Source organism: Myxococcus eversor (assembly GCF_010894455.1).
Taxonomy (GTDB): domain Bacteria; phylum Myxococcota; class Myxococcia; order Myxococcales; family Myxococcaceae; genus Myxococcus; species Myxococcus eversor.
The window spans coordinates 1-17,942 of sequence record NZ_JAAIXY010000026.1 but is presented as its reverse complement, the minus strand read 5'-3'; the positions used below and the strand labels follow the sequence as shown (position 1 = coordinate 17,942).

Annotated in this window: 11 protein-coding genes and 1 pseudogene; 6 read left to right on the top strand and 6 right to left on the bottom strand. The window is 64.2% G+C overall.

What is annotated here, in order from left to right:
- Positions 1–144 precede the first annotated feature (144 nt).
- Complete coding sequence (locus G4D83_RS38435; protein WP_163869900.1) at positions 145–2,208, top strand: ATP-binding protein; 2,064 nt, start codon at positions 145–147, stop codon at positions 2,206–2,208.
- 3 nt (positions 2,209–2,211) lie between these two features.
- Here the strand turns inward: G4D83_RS38435 and G4D83_RS38430 are convergent, their stop codons facing one another.
- Positions 2,212–3,813 (bottom strand): Sapep family Mn(2+)-dependent dipeptidase, encoded by a 1,602-nt coding sequence (locus G4D83_RS38430; RefSeq protein WP_163869899.1) that lies wholly within the window; start codon positions 3,811–3,813, stop codon positions 2,212–2,214.
- Between the two features lie 133 nt (positions 3,814–3,946).
- Here G4D83_RS38430 and msrA point away from each other — a divergent pair, with 133 nt between their 5' ends.
- From msrA to G4D83_RS38405, 5 genes are all read left to right on the top strand, one after another.
- Positions 3,947–4,603: a peptide-methionine (S)-S-oxide reductase MsrA gene (msrA, locus tag G4D83_RS38425; protein ID WP_163869898.1), complete on the top strand. Its 657-nt coding sequence runs from the start codon at positions 3,947–3,949 to the stop codon at positions 4,601–4,603.
- 208 nt (positions 4,604–4,811) lie between these two features.
- A complete protein-coding gene (locus tag G4D83_RS38420; RefSeq protein ID WP_205522822.1) occupies positions 4,812–5,003 on the top strand; it encodes a hypothetical protein in 192 nt (63 codons plus the stop codon).
- A 437-nt stretch (positions 5,004–5,440) separates the two neighbouring features.
- Positions 5,441–9,904, top strand: a complete 4,464-nt coding sequence (locus G4D83_RS38415) for a galactose-binding domain-containing protein (protein WP_205522821.1) — start codon at positions 5,441–5,443, stop codon at positions 9,902–9,904.
- Between the two features lie 215 nt (positions 9,905–10,119).
- On the top strand, positions 10,120–11,292 hold the full coding sequence (locus G4D83_RS38410) for a hypothetical protein (RefSeq protein WP_163869896.1): 1,173 nt from the start codon (positions 10,120–10,122) through the stop codon (positions 11,290–11,292).
- A 216-nt stretch (positions 11,293–11,508) separates the two neighbouring features.
- Positions 11,509–11,997: a hypothetical protein gene (locus G4D83_RS38405; RefSeq protein ID WP_163869895.1), complete on the top strand. Its 489-nt coding sequence runs from the start codon at positions 11,509–11,511 to the stop codon at positions 11,995–11,997.
- A gap of 73 nt (positions 11,998–12,070) precedes the next feature.
- Here the strand turns inward: G4D83_RS38405 and G4D83_RS38400 are convergent.
- The 5 genes and pseudogenes from G4D83_RS38400 to G4D83_RS46595 all read right to left on the bottom strand — a co-directional run.
- Positions 12,071–12,319: pseudogene (locus tag G4D83_RS38400) on the bottom strand (YebC/PmpR family DNA-binding transcriptional regulator); the annotation flags it as partial.
- Positions 12,320–12,963: 644 nt separating this feature from the next.
- On the bottom strand, positions 12,964–13,854 hold the full coding sequence (locus G4D83_RS38395) for a hypothetical protein (RefSeq protein WP_163869894.1): 891 nt from the start codon (positions 13,852–13,854) through the stop codon (positions 12,964–12,966).
- Positions 13,841–15,082 (bottom strand): hypothetical protein, encoded by a 1,242-nt coding sequence (locus tag G4D83_RS38390; protein WP_205522820.1) that lies wholly within the window; start codon positions 15,080–15,082, stop codon positions 13,841–13,843. The genes G4D83_RS38395 and G4D83_RS38390 overlap by 14 nt, the downstream gene beginning before the upstream one ends.
- 98 nt (positions 15,083–15,180) lie before the next feature.
- Positions 15,181–17,112 carry a P-loop NTPase family protein gene (locus G4D83_RS38385; protein ID WP_163869892.1) on the bottom strand — a complete coding sequence of 644 codons (1,932 nt, stop codon included), beginning with the start codon at positions 17,110–17,112 and terminating at the stop codon, positions 15,181–15,183.
- Between the two features lie 405 nt (positions 17,113–17,517).
- Positions 17,518–17,913, bottom strand: a complete 396-nt coding sequence (locus G4D83_RS46595) for a type VI immunity family protein (RefSeq protein ID WP_275902417.1) — start codon at positions 17,911–17,913, stop codon at positions 17,518–17,520.
- Between the last annotated feature and the right edge of the window lie 29 nt (positions 17,914–17,942).

Here is a 17,942-nt window from a genome sequence, read left to right as displayed (position 1 = left end):
GTCCCCTCGGACGACGAGGGTCCGGAGTGGCCCTCGGGTCCGCGTCTCCCGCCAAATCGGAGGCTCGGACATACATACAACTGCCCACGTGCCCACATTGAAGACGGGGACGGCACGGGCGGGCGGGGCCTCAGGAGGTCGGTGATGCTGGAGCCGGAAACACGCTCCACGAAGCGCGATGAGCCCGAGCGGGAAACACCGCTCAGGGCATCGGACTTCCTGCGCGCGAATCGAGAGGAGCTCCTGACGGAATGGGAGCACGCGATGCATGCGCTGCACATCGGCGTGCGGGAGAAGCCCTCGTGGCTCCTGGACCACATGCCAGGACTGCTCCTCGCGCTGGCGGACACGCTGGAGCAGGGGGACCAGGGCGCCGACCTCGCGCTGGCGGACGAGCACGCGCTGGTGAGGCTGGACCAGGGCTTCGACCTGGGCGAGGTGGTGTCCGAGTTCGCGCTCCTGCGCAAGTGCGTCCTCCGGCGACTGGAGGCGTGGCCCCAGCCCCTGGCTCCTGGAGAGCTGGAGCGCCTGGAAGGCGTGTTGGACCGGACGGTGGTGCGCACGGTGCAGCGCTTCGCGGAGGAGCGGCAGCGGAGCCTCCAGGCCCTGGACCGCATGGCGCAGGCCACGCTGGACGGCCCTCCCGTGGACGTGCTCCTCGCGCGCCTGCTCAACGTGGTGATGGAGTCGACGCTCTCGGTGGATGCCGCGGGCGTGTTGATGCTGGAGGGCACTCAGTTGGTGGTGCGCGCCGCGGTGGGACTGGGCGGCGACACGGCCCTGGGCAGCTCGGTGGCCCTGGGCCAGGGCCTCGTGGGCGAGGTCGCCGTGAAGCGCGAGGCGATGGGGGTGCGCTCGGCCTCCACCGACGCGCGCGTGGTGTTGCCGGTGCTGCGCGAGGTGGGCCTGCTCGCCGTCTATGGCGTTCCCCTGGTGGAAGGCACGCGGCTGTTGGGCGTGGCGTATCTGGGCTCGCGCACGTCCTTCGGCTTCTCCGACGCGGACCTGCTGTTGTTTCGCACCATGTGTCAGCGCGCCGGCGCGTACATCCTCCAGGCGCGGCTGCAGGACCTGGAGCGCGCCGCGCGCGTGGAGGCCCAGCGCTCGCTGGCGCTCTTGGACGCGCTCCTGGAGGCCACGCCCATGGGCATGGCCTACCTGGACCACGAGCTGCGCTACCTGCGCATCAACCAGACACTGGCGGACATCAATGGCTTCCCACCCGAGGACCACCTGGGCCGGACCTTCCGGCAGATGCAGCCCCCGGAGGTCGCCGACCTGATGGAGCCCCTGCTGTGGCGGGTGCTGCGGACGGGCGAGCCCCTGCAGGCCTTCGAGTTCGCCACGCCGCCCGCGCTGGTGCCCAAGAAGGGCCGGCACATCTGGCAGGTGACCTTCTATCCGGTGCGTGAGCCCACGGGCGCGGGGTTGCTGGGCATGGGCTGCGTCGTGGTGGACATCACCCAGCACAAGCAGGCGGAGGCCGCGCTCCAGCGGGCGGTGGACTTCCGGGAGCAGTTGCTCGCCGTGCTGGGGCATGACCTGCGCAATCCGCTCAACGCCATCAGCGCATCCGCCTTCCAGCTCGCGCGCGCGGAGGACCTGGAGGCGCCAGAGCGCCGCGCGGTGGAGCGCATCCGCAAGTCCGCCGGGCGCATGGGACGCATGATTACGGACATCCTCGACTTCGCGCGCAGCAAGCTGGGCGAGGGCATCCCCGTCTCGCCCCAGCCGATGAACCTGGCGGACGTGTGTCAGGCGACGCTGGAGGAGCTCCAGGTGAGCCACCCGGGGCGTCCGCTGCTGTTCGAGTCCTCGGGAGACACGTCGGGCGACTGGGACCCGGACCGGGTGGCGCAGGTGCTGGGGAACCTCGTGTCCAACGCCCTCCAGCACGGCGGCGGCGACACGCCGGTGCACACCCACGTGCGCGGAGAGGCGCACGACGTGTTGCTGGAGGTCCACAACCGGGGCGAGCCCATTCCCCCGGAGCTGCTGCCGCGCATCTTCGACCCGTTCAAGACGCCAGTGGCGACGTCAGAGTCCACGTCGACGTACCAGAAGCAGCGCAGCCTGGGCCTGGGCCTCTTCATCGTCCACCAGATTGCCCGCGCGCACGGGGGCCGCGTGGAGGTGCGCTCCTCGGAGGAAGAGGGCACCACGTTCCGCGTGTACTGGCCTCGCGCGAAGGGCGCACTCCGGACGTAGCCGTCACTTCTCCGCGCTGGCGGCGGGCGTGAGGGCCAGCGTGTGGACGGCCTCCGCGAGCATGCGCGTGCCCAAATCCAGGCTCTGCAGCGAGATGGACTCGTCGGGCGCGTGGCCGGTGTACTCCTCGCCCGGGAAGCCGGGGCCGAAGTCCACGGCCCTGGGGAACAGGCGCGCGTAGGTGCCGCCGCGCACGGACGTCGCCTTCGCGTCCGGGACGTTCTTGTGGCGCTTGTAGATGTCCAGGAGCGTGGTGACGAGCGGCCCGGATGTGTCGGCCACGTGCGCGTCTCCCACGTAGCGCTCGCCTGCCTCCTTCACGCGGCCTCCGGAGTCCTGGCTCACGCGCGCCGCGGCATGGTCCAGCGAGGCATTGAACTCCACCGCGTCCTTCCCCCGGGGACGGCGCATGTTGACGCCCAGGCTCACCTTGCCATCCGCCACGCGCAGCACGGTGGGCGCGACGATGAGCGTCCCCATCAGCCCGTCATCCGAGTACACGAGCCCCAGCTTCTCTCCGTGGTGGTCGTGGTCGAAGCGCGTGGCCAGGACGTGCAGCATGGCGGCGATGCCGTTGTCCTCCATGAGCAGCAACGACGCGACACCGGACAGGCCCCACAGCGCGTTGTTTCCCTCGTCGGCGATGGAGGCATGCACCGCCTTGCCGTGGACGGTGAGCACCACCGCCCCACCCTCCTCCTTCACGTCCGCCTTCAGCCCGGGGCGCGTCTGCTGCTCATGGGCAACGGCGCTCCGGACGGTCTCCAGGGCAACGGCGAGCGAGCCCTCCTCACCGGGCAGGAGCTTCAGCGTGGCCGTGCCGGGCACCTGCGTGAGGAACTCGCCGGCCTTCACGTCCACCGGCCGCAGCGCGACCTTGGAGGACTTCCCAGCCGGCCCCACGGGCGCGACGAGGTTCCACGCGACGAAGCCGGACTGCGCGGCGACGACGGGGTAGCCCGAGTCCACGGAGATGACGTGCGTGGGCTTGGGCTCGGTGGCCGCGTACCTCGTCATGCCGTTCCAGTCGCTCTCCTCGCCGTTGCCGACGATGACCAGCACCTTGCCCTGGGGCTTGAGCCCGAGCTTCTTCGCGAAGTCGAGCGCCACCAGCGCGGAGGCGAGCGGCCCCTTGTCATCCTCCACGCCCCGGCCGAACAGGCGGCCGTCCTGGACATAGGGCTCGAAGGGCGGGCGCTTCCACTCGTGCGCGGGTGCGGGGACCACGTCACCGTGGAAGACGAGGCCGAGCGTGGGCGCGCCCTCGCCCCAGGCAATCTCGAACACGTCGTTGCCGCCCACGGCGCGGTACGCCATTCCGTGGGCCTTGGCCCACTTCTGGAGGAAGCGGCCCATGGCGGCGATGTCGGGGCTCTTCGCGGGCGGCACCTCGCTGCTGACCGTCTTGAAGCGCACCAGTTGCTTGGTCAGCTCCACCACCTCATCGAGCGCACATGCCTGCACATACGCGGCATGACGCGCCTGGGCGGAGGCGCCCTTCAGCTCCTGCTCGGAGAAGCGGCTGGGGCGGCAGCGGGAGTCCGCTCCAGCGAGCGCGAGGGAGGGGACGAGACACAGCAAGGCCGTGGCGGTGGGGAGGCACATGTGGGGGAGACCCTATTTCAGCGGGGCAGGCGGTCCTACCCTGGCGGAGGGCCTGTGGCCCCAACACCGCCTGTTTGGCCGCCTGCTCCTTCTAGGGGTGAAACCAGACGGGCGGGAGGCTATTCCTAGGGGCATGTTCTTCAACTCCACCAAGAAGCAGCGGATGCCGTCCCCGGCGGAGGCACTGCCGGGCCGTACGGAGGAGATGTCCGTTCCCACCAAGCACGAGGTGCTGGGCACCCCGCTGAAGGGGCCTGTTCCGGAGGGCCACGAGGTCGCCATCTTCGGCCTGGGCTGCTTCTGGGGCGCCGAGCGCAAGTTCTGGCAGACGCCCGGCGTCTACAGCACGTCCGTGGGCTATGCGGGAGGCCTGACGCCCAACCCCACGTACCGCGAGGTGTGCAGCGGGATGACGGGCCACAACGAGGTGGTCCGCGTGGTGTTCGACCCGAAGAAGCTCAGCTACGAGCAACTGCTGCGCGTCTTCTGGGAGAGCCACAATCCGACGCAGGGCATGCGCCAGGGCAATGACGAGGGCACGCAGTACCGCTCCGGCATCTACACCACCAGCGAGGCCCAGAAGCGCACCGCCGAGGCCAGCCGCGACGCATACCAGAAGGCGCTCACCGCGAAGGGGCTGGACACCATCACCACCGAAATCATCCCGGCGCCCGAGTACTACTTCGCCGAGGACTACCATCAGCAGTACCTGGAGAAGAACCCCGGCGGGTACTGCGGTCTGGGTGGCACCGGCGTGAGCTGCCCCATCGGCGTGGGCGTCAGCGCCTGAGCCACGGGGCCGTGACGTAGAGCACCGGGAGGCACTTCGCGTGCCTCCTGGTCAGTCACCACGTCCGGACAGCGCGGACACACGCTTCAAGGCCGCATGTGGCTGGCTGACGTGAAGATGAATTTCCAGGGCACCATCGTGCGAGCCGGAAGCCATTTTGGGCTGACGCACTGCTGACTGGAACAACATCATCCCGCTCCAGCGCGACTTGCACCAGGAGCTGCCGGACATCCATCAGCAGTGCTACGCGAACAACCTCCTGCTCGACGTGAGCGAGCAGCACGAGGGCCGGTATCCGCTCAGGGGCAGCTACAATGAAGCGTTCCCGGACCCTGTCTACTGCCCCAAGATTGCTGACTCGTTCAGCGAATTTCTTGGCGGGCGCGCTTCGGTCGGATGAGCAGTGATTTTGGCTCGCTGAGGAGTGAGCTGCGGCGCTGCGGCGCTGCATCCTGACTCGGCATCTCCTGCGCGCACGCGCCGGCCCGGGCTGCACGATGGCGCTGCCATGCCGATGATGCAGCCCTCGCCGCGACAGCGAGCTCACCGACGCGAAGGCATCCGACGACACGCGCGTGCCCCAGCTCGAAGCACCCCATGTCGACAACGCAACGCGGCACCCGCGTAACCTGATGAAACTTCAACACGGCGCCCGAGGCACCGCCCGCACGCTTTCCACGACTTGCCGCGTTATCGGTCCTTGGTTTGACTTTCTTTGCCGTCCGAAGAAATAGAATCGTGACTTGAAAGGAAAGGACCGCTCGGACGCAGCACCGTCTCGGTATGCGCTGGCTCACCCCCTCCCCTACTTTCTCCAGCGGCCCGCTTTTCGTCCCCATGCGATTACCAACCCCTCTTGTGCAGGCCACGCACCGTGTCAGGAGTCTCCTGACGCGGGCGTGCTCGGTGGCAGTAGCAGTGGGTGTGATGGCGTTCGGCTCGGACGCGAACGCCCAGGCCGGAAACATCGCCCTCAACCGGCCGACAGTGACGTCCTCCTCGCAGGAGGGCATCACGGGCAACTACGCGGTGGATGGAGATGGAGGCACCCGGTGGGGCAGCCTCTTCACCGCGAACGAGTGGATCTACGTCGACCTGGGCGCGAGCACCACCATCAGTCGCGTGGTGCTCACGTGGGAGACGGCGTACGCCATCGGCTACAAAATCCAGACGTCACCCGACGCGGCGACCTGGACGGACATCCGCACCATCACCGACGGTGACGGCGGGGTGGATGACCTGACGGTATCTGGCACCGGTCGCTACATCCGCATCCTCGGCACGGTGCGCGGCGCGGTGGACTACGGCTATTCGCTGTGGGAGTTCGCCGTCTACAGCGGCACGACCGCCACCGGCGACCTGGCCAAGAACCGTCCCGCCACGGCCTCCACCGTGGAGGGCAACGCGGCCCACCTCACGCCGGGCTACGCGGTGGACGGCAACACGACGACGCGCTGGTCCTCGGACCCGCTGGATGGCCAGTGGATTCGCGTGGACCTGGGCTCGGCCAAGACGCTCGGCAAGGTGGTGCTGAACTGGGAAGGCGCCTATCCGTCGAGCTACGCGATTGAAGGCTCGACGAATGACTCCACCTGGTCTCCGCTCGCGACGAACGTCACCGACGGCGCGCCGGGCCGACGCGAAGTCACCGTGTCCGGCTCCGCTCGCTACGTGCGCATCCGGAGCATCACCCGAGGCACGGGCTACGGAATCTCCCTCTGGGACTTCGAGGTGTACGCGCCCGGTGAAGGACCGCAGGAGCCGCCGCCGCAGACGACAAACCAGACCATCAAGCTGATGTTCCCGGAGCTGGCGTACGCGAAAATCAATGTCTCGCCCGCGCCCATCAGCGTCACGCCCACGCCCGAGGAAGGCAACACCACGCCGTCGGTGCGCAACCCGCCCGGGCCCTTCACCTACAACCTGACCTTCGCGCCCAACACGACGATTACCCTCTCCAAGAACCAGTTCTCGCCCACCGCGCCCAACACGGACATCCGGCTGGCGGTGACGACGTCCAGCGGCACGGTGCTGCGCGGCCAGAGCGTCACCTCGCTCGCGGTGCAGGGCGCCGAGTGGAAGGTCGAAATCTTCACCACGGGCGGGCCTCCGGACGGCAGAGACCGCACCATCATCCCGGACCCGTACCAGGCGCCCGCGCCTCCCGCCATCGCCGGTGCGTTCGCCGTCGTGGCTCCGGCCAACAACGCCATGGTGACGAACACCCGCCGTCCCACGTTCCAGTGGGCCGCCGTCGCGGGCGCGGCCAACTACAAGCTGTATCTGAACATCAGCCGCGTCGACTACGACTGGATGGCCGCCGGCAGCCTGCTGGACCGCTACACGCTGATGACCACGACGACGGGCACGTCCTTCACCCTGACGCAGGACCTGCCGGACCGCTGGACGTACAAGTGGTACGTCGTGGCCACGCAGGGCAGCGGCGCCACCAGTCGCTCGGACCTGCGCCAGTTCAGCGTGTACCTGCCGGTAGTCGAGACGGCGGCGGACGGCGTCGCGCTCATCAACGGCATGCGCGACTTGAACAAGAACGGCGTCATCGACCCGTACGAGGACTGGCACAACCCCATCGCCACCCGCGTCAACGACCTGATGGCTCGCATGACGACGCGCGAGAAGGCGCTCCAGATGTTCTACGAGGCCAAGACGTTCCCCGAGGCGGGCTTCACCATGGGCCCCCTGAGCCCGGAGGACATCGTCAGCTTCCAGCGCGCCTCCGCGGGCACGCGGCTGGGAATCCCCAACGTCGACGCGGGTGACTCCATCCACGGCTACAAGACGAGCTGGCCCACGCAGCCGGCGCTGGCCGCCTCTCGCGACTTGGACACCGTCTACGAGCTGGGTGACATGCAGCGCCGCGAGCAGCTCGCGGTGGGCAGCCGAGGCACCCTGTCGCCGCTGGCGGAGGTGGGCACCAAGGTCCTCTATCCGCGAATCCAGGAGGGCAACGGCGAGGACGCGGACCTGTCGGCGGGCCTCACCCGCGCGCTCATCGCGGGCCTGCAGGGCGGCCCCGAGGTGAACCCGCACTCCATCTGGGTCACCACCAAGCACTGGCCCGGCCAGGGCGCGGGCGGCGAGGCCGGCATCACCTATGACGGCACCACCATCCACTACCACATGCGTCCGTGGCACGCGGCGCTGGAGGCGGGCACCAGCGGCATCATGCCCGGCTACGCGGGGAGCTGGCTGTTGGGCCCGGAGGGCTACGGCGCCGGTGACAGCGTGGGCATCCTCAACTACCTGCGCGTGAATCTCGGCTACCAGGGCGTCATCTGTTCGGACTGGCTGCCGTCGGGTGCGTGGACTCGCTCGGCGACGGCGGGCTCGGACGTCATGGGCGGGGCGAACCCCGCGCAGATGGGCGACTTCGAGACGGCGGTGCCCATCGCTCGCATCAACGACTCCGTGCGCCGGATTCTCGACCTCAAATTCCGCCTGGGCATCTTCGAGGACCCGTATCGCAGGGGCCTCGCGGGCACGTCCGAGTGGCACACGGCGGACCACAAGGCGCTGGCGCGGCGCGCGGCGCAGAACGCGCTGACGCTCTTGAAGAACGACGGCGCGCTGCCGCTGCGGCTGGGCGCGGGCTCGAGCATCGTCATCGCGGGGCCTTGCGCGGATTCGGGCCCCTGCATGGTGACGTGGCGTTCGGACTTCCACGGCACGGAGTTCGGGGACCTGACCATCTACCAGGCCATCAAGCAGCGCGCCGAGGCGGCTGGCATCACCGTCTACAAGGACAACGCTCCGGCGGGAGTCACGCCCAACGCGGCCATCGTCGTGGTGGGCGAGAGCTACTTCACCCACGGCACCGAGTGGGACAAGGAGAAGCCCTACCTGCCGGGAGACCCGATTGGCCCGGCGCATGATGCCAAGTGGGGCAACCAGTACGGCCTCATCACCGGCTTCCGCGCGCGCAACATCCCCACGACGACGGTGCTCATCCTGCCGCGTCCGTACATCCTCACCAACGTCGTCCCGCAGACCAACGCGCTGCTGGCGGCGTACCGGCCTGGAGACTCGGGAGGCCCGGCCGTGGCGGACATCCTCTTCGGCGACGTGTTCCCGCGAGGCAAGCTGCCGTGGCAGTTGCCGCGAGGCATGGACCAGATTGGCACCGACGTGGAGAACAACCAGTTGGAGCAGTGGGACCTGCCGTTCGACCTGGGCGCCACCGCCGCCGAGCGGGCGACCATCAAGTCCCGCATTGCCCAGGGCCTGCCGATTCTTCCCATCTACGGCAACCCGCTGTTCCAGTACGGCGCGGGCATCCAGGGCTTCGGGTTGACGGACGCGACGCCGCCCACGGCCTTCACGTTGCTGACGCCGGCGCCGGGCTCCACCATCACCACGCGGCCGAACTTCACGTGGACGGCGAGCAGCGACCCGCAGACGGGCATCCACCGTTACGAGGTGTTCCTGGACGGCAGCCCCTTCCCCGTCGCCACGACGCGCACGAACTCCGCGCCCGTCATCAACGCGGCGCTGGGCAACGGCGCGCACACGTGGTTCGTGAGGGCCTACAACTGGGCGGGTGGTGTCACGCAGTCCGCCACGGCGACCTTCACGCTGAATGACACGGCGCCTCCGGCGGCCTTCGCGGCACTGGTGCCCGCGGCGGGCGCGGCGGTGCCGGGAGCGTCCACGACGTTCATCTGGGAGCAGACGACGGACGTGGGCGCGGGCGTGTCCAGGTACGTGCTCGTGGTGGACGGCGCGGACCGTACGCCGGATGTCACGCCGAAGGCCTACGTGGGCCCGACGACGAACCTGGCGCTGGGGAAGAACGTCTCCGCGACGTCCTCGGAGTTCGGCAGCCCCAACGACGCGGTGGACGGCAACATCACCGCCACGCGCTGGTCCAGCCGCAACGACGTGGCCAATCCCGACACGGAGTCCATCACCGTGGACCTGGGCGGGGTGTACTCCATCAAGCGGGTGAACCTGTACTGGGAGGCGGCGTTTGGAAGGCAGTACGCCATCGAGGCCTCCGTGGACGGAACGACGTGGAGGGCCGTGTACACCGAGGCCAACGGCAACGGCGCGCAGGATGACTTGCTCAACCTGAGCGGCGTGGGTCGCTACGTGCGCATGCGGGGCATCCAGCGCGCCACGGGCTACGGGTACTCGCTGTGGGAGTTCGAGGTGTACGGCGTCGGGACCGAGCAGACGACGCTGACGGGCCTGGCCACGGGCAGCCACACGTGGCGGGTGCGGGCGGTCGACGGAGCGAACAACAGCACGCTCTCCAGCGGCCCCATCACCTTCACCAAGTAGTTCGCCCGCACCGGGCAGAGGGGAAGACGGCGGCTGACCTCGCGGCCGTCTTCCCTTCGAGTCTCGGGGCCAACATGGGCCCCGGCATTCACAACACGGCTGGGCAATCCCTGACGGCGCGATGCCGTGGCGTCTTGTCGGACGCCATGGCCTGTCAGGCACGGGGAGCATGCTGTGCCTGGCATTCCGCCGATTCACGTCAGGAGCACCCGGTCATGCAGTTGCCTTGGTTCGCCCGCGCCGCGCTCGCGGTCCTTGTCTCCACCCCCGCGCTTGCGGAAGAGTTCCATCCGCTGACGCCGGCGACGTGTCACACCAACGTCGCGCCGCTGTTCACCACGGGGGGCCAGTACCTGGACCCGAACAACGGCGTCCGGCAGGACGCGTGGTCCATGCTGATGCGGTGGCAGGGCATCAACGCATCGGACCCCGTCTCGTACGACGTGGGGGCCTTCACGGGGCTGAACGTCCCGGCTCCCTATTCCTCGTGGCAGCGGGGGCAGCAGCCGGAGAGTTCGTTGGGGACGGCGGCGGCGCAGGTCAGCTGCCACGACGCGGGTATGGTGCTCAACACGTGGACTTCGCCCCGGACTTTCGTCGAAGGCGGCGGCTTCAATGACATGTATGGCTACGCCTGGAGCCCGCCGAACAGACCCCGTGCGTTCAATCGGCTGAAGTGGGTGGGTGAACTCCCGGTGCGAGTGCCCACGGAGCTGGTCCTCCAGGGCACCATGGCGGTGCCCGTGGTGACAGGCTGGAACCAGGCCCACGCCAGTGCACCCTGGAATGCCATCAGCAACCCGTCCGGCCCGACGGATGTCTTCAACTCCGGCGCCGCGCAGCTGAGCATGTTCGCCTACTTGCGAGACACGTCCCACCCCACGCTGAGGCCCATCGGAGTGCTGGGGGGCGTGTATGCGAACAACGCCGTGCCGCCGTGCCCCTCGAGCTGGGGGAACATCGGCTATGACTATCCAGCGGGCGCCTGGTTCACGGGGAATGGACTCTGCAACACGGACCTGTCGACGGTGCGCTACACGGGCGCGCTGACGACGAACTCCCTGTTCTCCGACCTGCGCTTCTTCCGGATGCACGTGACGCGGCAGAACCTGGTCAACCTCATCAACCGCATCAACGGCCAGGCGTGCCGGATTGGCGGGAAGGGGCCCATCCCCGACACCTGCATCTGCCACGGTCCCGAGGACTGCCCGCCCACAGGCTACTCCACGAACCCCGATGACTACGTCGTCGAATACACGGGAGTGCTGGGGGAAATCGTCCAGTGTCACCAGACCCCCACGGTGACGTGCAACACGACCCTCACGGACCGCCAGATTTCGATGGCCGCGCGCATCCAAGGCTTCGGCGCGTTCGCGTACACCCCCTGACGGTTCGCTGTCCCCATCGCGCGGCGTGACAACCTGTCACGACACCCTGTCACCCGTGAATCCGCGCCGAGTGACAGGAGTGGCCTTCTCGAGCCCGCATGACGGCGCTGGCCCTCCCAGGCGCGACGCCGTCTCCGAGTGAAGCCAGACACGCGCACGGCCCTGGCATCGAGCTTGCTCTTGTCCCGTTCACCCCTGAGGGGGAGGAGGCAGGACATGATGAAGCTCGACATCTTTCCGAAGTCCGTCTGGTTCGTGGCTGGCTTGCTCGTCATGGCGGGGGCGGTGGCCGCCGCGTTCGCGTTCCATCACTTCACCAGGCGCCCGTTCAACGACTTCCACTCCAGCGTCGACATCCGCAGCGTGGGTGAGAACGCCTACGAAATCACCAGCAAGGATCCGCTCGTCGACTCCTTGCACGCGAAGCACGCGAATCACTCGGAGGCGGCGATGCAGGCGCGCATCGTCCCCGCCTTCAAGGATGGCAAGTCCCAGGGCTTCAAGCTCTTCTCCATCCGGGAGGGCTCGCTCTACGACAAGCTGGGCTTCCAGAACGGCGACGTCATCCAGCGCGTCAACGGCATCTCGCTCGACACGCCGGAGAAGGCGCTGGAGACCTACGCTCTCTTGAAGACCGCCCGCCGGCTGGAGGTGGACCTGCACCGCGACGGAGCCCCGCTGCGCAAGGTCTACGACGTGAAGTGAGCGGGGACAGCCAAGGCCCGGCAACGGGGACGCTCACGAGGAGCGCCCACACCGTCCCGGGCCCCGAACCCACTCAGCCCAGGTTGTGGAAGACGCGCTGCACGTCTTCGTCCTGCTCCAGCGAGTCCACCAGCTCGAGGACCTCGTTGGCCTTCTCCTCGGGCAGCTCGATGAGGTTCTCCGCGATGTACTCGGAGTCGGCGGAGATGGGCGTCAGGCCCTTGGCTTCAATCGCCGCCTGCAGCTTGCCGAAGTCGGAGAAGTCACAGCGGATGATGAGCTGCTTCTCACCCTTCTCGCCGGTGCCCTCGCCCATCGACCGGTGAGCATCAAGGGAGATGTCGCGTGAGATGGGTCGGCCGCTGCGCTTCAATTCCCGCGCCGTGAGAGTGCATTTCGGAGGGAGTCCAAGAAGGAACGCCGCCCGAGGGCTGCCCGCCGTCTCGGACCGTCGAACCGGCGTGGCCCTCGACTTCTTGTACAGCCAGCACTGAAAGGCCTCGGGCGAGACCTGGTGCCTGTCCGCGAATTCCTTTTACGTCAGCTCGCTCGCCTCGAGCTCCTTCACCAACTGCGTCCACTCATCCGGATTGGGTCGCCGCATGATGGAATGAACCGGCGCATCCACCCCGGTTCAGGACGCCCGCCGTCGGTCGGTTACGCCTATCGGCGTAAACCGGCAGGCCCCCCCCAGTTCAGAGCGTCGGCCGTCGGTCGGTTCCAGCGGATCTGACACGGCGGAGCATTGGGCACCGCGCCAGTTCCTTCGCAGACTAATCCAGGCGTGGAAACAGTCAGCGCCTCGCAAGAGAGCTGAGCCCCATCATCGAAATCGACATGAGAACCACTCAAACTTGAGACACCTACCGCCATTTCAACACGCCTCAACTGCAATCAACACATCCCACACCCACGCTTGGCAGCCCAAACCTCCGAACCAACCCACGCAACCCTAAAACGCACACTCTACTTTTTCCTCTTGTCGCGAAAAACATCAACAATCTGAGTCGCCACATCAACCAGCCTATCTAAGCTACGATTAATACTCTGAAGAGCCTCAACCACAGGGCGCAAATCAGAGACCGACGTCACAGTCGGCGACAACTGCTGTAAGGACACAGGCTCGCGCGAGGAGGGGGACTTCCATTTCGTAATACCCGAGGAGAGCGGATGAATTTCCTTCTCCCGAACATCAAAATAACCATCAACAGCAAACTGCTGCAACGCACGCTCGGCCTCAAAGCGTGTACCCAACACAATGTTCGCCCCAAGGGGGAGCAACTTCGTCGTCGCAACCCCAACAACTCCACGCCACTGTTTTACAGCCGAAAACACACTGTGCCAGTCAACACTTCGATCCGCTTCTTCCTCCATCAACTCAAAAAACCTGGAAGGCAAAAACGCTCCCTGCCGCAATTGGACGCTAACATTTTCAGGATTCCCCTTAAAAACGCCCGCATACGCAAGTGATAGTCGCTGAGCAAGAGCAACCGCCTTCGCCGCAATATCACCCAGGCCGTCATCCTCCTCCCAGTTTATGGCAACAAATGCAGCCGTGACAACGAGACTGGGCCGCCGATGCTTATCCTCGGAATGCGAGAACGAGAAAGCTATGAGCCCTGTAGGATCCACCAAAAGACATCTCTGTCCAGCCAATTCTCGTTCTGTCAGCGGATACAGCAACTCCAGAACCCTCCCCCACGACAGACCACTCGCCGCTGCCTCCAGCGATGGAGCTTGAGGGAGTTGATGCGGGATGTATCTTTGAAACTCCTCTGAATCCGCGGTAACGCGATATCCCTTCCCCCAAATCTGAAGCGAGGCAATCTTGGCCGTCCCGCCACTATGTATTGACATTGCGTCGCTCCGCCGCCCAGTTTTGGATAATAGTCTTCTGCCGCTCCAACTCCAAGTCACCAGGGATTCTCTCAAGAGCAGACTTGACGAACCATTCCGCCACAGCAGGATCTTTCAAATACGAAATCGAAAGCAGAAGCAACTCATCCCAGACCTCCCTTCGGTCCGGGTATCGAACCGACAATTGTTCAAGCATTAACTTATAATCCGCAACCTCGGCATAGCCTAATCTTCCCGCTCTAAGAGCACGAGCTCTGGGCTGAATGAGCTTCCACTCAGCCTCCCACCCATCCATTTGCGACTGAGGCAGCACAGCGGAAACGACCTCTTGCGTCGGCGGCAGCACCTCAAGTCGATTGTTTGGAAAATTTACCTGCTGCCGACTACGCGGCGACGGGACAACTTGTCGATTCGACGACAGCACCTGACGCATTTCCTGAGCAAGAGCCTGAATAGAGGGGGTCTGCGCACCAGTCACCAGGCCATGCAGCTGTTGTCGCCAGAACAAGACGACTGGGTCGGAATCATCAGAATCAGCCACCCATTGAGCTAGGCCACTTTCACTGAGATGCCGCTCAGCCAACCTCAACGGACCAAGCACGCATTCTGCTGCTGCAAGAGCGACTTCATAGCAGGTCTTCTTTTGCGCCAGCGCAACATCAAATCCTGGCAAAGCTGGGCGGCCTCTAGCTGCAAGGGCGTCAGCCACCTCATTCGCCAGAAAAGATGGTGCCCGGAACGATTTCCATGCAGGGACCGTCACACTAAAACAGGCATCTTCCCTCAGATAGAGGCTCTCAACATCAATAAGCACACATCGCCCAGACGGGAGCACTCCAATATTATTAGGGCAGATGTCGAAATGAAACCAGTCTGCGCCCCTCTCTGCCATGGGGTCAAGACATTCAAGGACCTTCAAAGACAGCTCGCGCTGCCCCCCTCGCTCGATCTTATCTTGCAGTGGGGTGATTTCTTCCATCGCGATCAACAAGCCTCGCTCCGAAAGCCGAACCTCAAGTAGAGGCACGAGCGGAATCCGCTCACCCAACTCACGAAGTGCAAGAAGCCGCTGCTCAAGTTGTTTGAGTCGACTATTTCCCGTGATCCATTCAGTGTCCGGCCCAGCTCCGCGTGCTGCCGGAATTATAAATTTAATAAACGCAGACTTCCCTCCCTTGCGAAGCCATCTTGCCTTAGCAAGAATAGCCCATTCGCGAGAGGCCATCATCCCAGTGGGCTGACTCTGAACCCTCACATCAGCCCACTCTCCGGCTGGAAGTTCTAAGAGAAGGTCGTTTCTTGGGTCGCGATTCATCGATCCCCCAGTTAGCTAGTCAAGCCATGAGGCCGAAATACTCGCCAAGTCCCATCACTAAAGGTGGCAACCAGCGCATCGCCGCTCCTTGTCCACGACATGCTATCAGGTGCAGAATGCAACTCAGGCGAGTACTCATCGGCTGTCTTTTTCAACTCCATTCCCACAACAACAGCTGCCGACAACCTCTTATCAACACCAAAAACCGCAGCGACAGCTGACATGGGTGCCAATGCAACCGACACCAGCATCTCGCCATCAACACCTCCCAACCGATGTTGCCTTGAAACACCGCTCAAAACAGCCTCCGCAGACTCTGTCGTAGCCAAACAAAGCCCCATCCTATTGGTCACCGCAGGATATGTGTCATACTCACAAACAAGCCCCGTGGCCACCCGTGCACCGAACCGCCCATTCCCATCGAGTAGGATACCCTCGACCGCATTGCCATTAAAAGCCACCACATGAGAGCCTGCGTCTGAAAACGCCACTCTAAGCAGACCGGTCTGCCCTATAAATCCCTCAATATAGTCGTCCTGCATCCACTTCCCCGCCTGTTGACGAAGCGAATGCAATCGACCTGTCTTGTCTAACCCCACGAGCCGCTGTGGACTTACCGGCACCCATGTCGCCAGTTCGAATGGCAGTGGAACCTTAGGGAGATGCCCTCCTCTGCCCCCTTGCCATACAAAATTGCACTCCTGTCTCGGGCCAATCATGAATTCGCCACTGAGATAGTGCGACTGAATCTCCTTAACTCCATCAGATGGCCAATCAACCAGTCGCCCCAGTTCCTTGAATGCCGGCTCTGCATCGACTGCAGGCTTCAACGTAGTTTCATGAAGCACCCCACCACCCGAAAGAAACGCAAAAGAAACACTACGCGAATCATCACCACACGCACACAACACCTCACCTGGCGAATCACTGTAGTCACCGACTTGACGCAGTTCGGGCACAACTTTAGGGGAAACAATCGGCACTCGTGCAGCAATCGCACGCATATTCACAGGCGGAAGAACGACGCGACTCAAATTAACTGGTCTACACAGTGCCTGAGTCGCAATCCACAACCAAGCTTTCACCAGTGCATCTGGCGTTCGCTCATCAACCGGAGGAAGCCTATTGTCGTCGAGCCTCTTGTCTAACCCAACAACCGACACCCTAGCCACCAAGGCATTGAAATGTGGCTGCCGATCAACCGCCATTGACAACTGTCGGTGCGTAGTATCGGTGGCCTCGTTTGGCCCTTGACTAAGATCCGCCTTCGTAATCATCACGCAAACAGGCGTTTGCGACTCATTAAATTTCTGCAACCGATCCAGTATTTCATTCCTATACCGCCTCCCATCCGTCGTATTTCTCACATACAATCCAGGATTCACAAGCAAGATGGCGGCATGGGCATTACGTAGGACTTCGCGGGCGGTTTCATCCAACTCCCGAAAACTGCCTCCCTTGATATCTGGAAACAGCGCATAGCCGAGCGTCGAATTGACACTTCGCACAGCCAACACATAGGCGGACGGGTCATCAGTCCCAGGGGGCCACTCGTTATTGTCTATGAACAACTCCCCCAAAGCTCTCAACTTCTCAGTAGTAGCCTGAGCAGTAGCGGCCAAGCTAAGCCCTTTGTACTCCTCAACGGAATTTTCAAGCGACACAAGTTCATCGCGATCCGTAATAGGAAAGAATCCCAGAGGGTGCTGATTTGGATCGCAAAAATGGATAGCCGTCAGCAACGAGCAGGTCTTCCCATCACCAGTCCACCCCCAAATTGGAATGGTGAGCAAGGCCTTATTGCCTGACTTCCTGTTTTCCAGCTTTCTTGCGAGCGCTTCTACAAAGTCGATGCTATCCAAGGCAGGTGCACCACCTGCCTTAACCGCTGCTCTCTCTGCAACGGTGTCCGACTTTGGGTTGTTTTTTCTGGGGTGGGGCATGTGGTGCCTACACTCCTATTTGCGCTAAGGTTTTCGCTATTATAGCCAATCCGGCAAGATGTTCTGCGGAAATCACGGTTACTCAACTTGCATCTTCGTTGACAGGCAAGCCTGCTGCTCCGCGTGCTCTGGAGGCAGTTGACTGCACCCGCAGACTAGACCCTCGTAGGGCATGGGCCATTATAGGCTTCATGCACGACTCACTCGCTCAAATCGAAGAGGCGTAAAGCCCAGGAATAGCAACACGGGTTATACAGGACCCTTGGTGTTATATTGACCCATTGAGCCTGCCCCAGTTTCGTGGCTCTCCCGCACTTAACGTAAACCGCCAACACCAAAGTTCAGACAGCGAGAAGCACTCGACGACGCAGCAGGTCGAAGTTCGCGCGGCCATCCCTGCTGGAGTCACGGGCACAGCCTGCGAAGCCAGCGGTGCCACATCGCCGTATCGAACGGGGGCCAACTGGATTCCTCTTCGCAGAGGAAGAGTTCGAGAACTCGCGCCAGCTCCCGGTACTGGACCGGGACGGACTGGGTCTCCGTATCGATGGCATCAGGCCACTCGCCCAAGGTCAGCAGCACGCGCTCAGATTCCATCACCTGGAAGGACAGCTCTGGCATTTCGAGCCGCTGCTGGAGGGCCTCAAGCCCTCCGAGTTGTGTGAGCAAGGGCTCTCCCAGGAAGGTCAGCCAGTAGGCGCCACGTAAGCGTTCACGGGGTGGTGCACGCCTGAGGGGCCAGTTGGGCTGCGAACGGTGGGCCTCACCCCGCTCGACGTGGACCGAGGACGGATTAGAAATACAGGGACGTGGCCACGCCCGACCCGAGA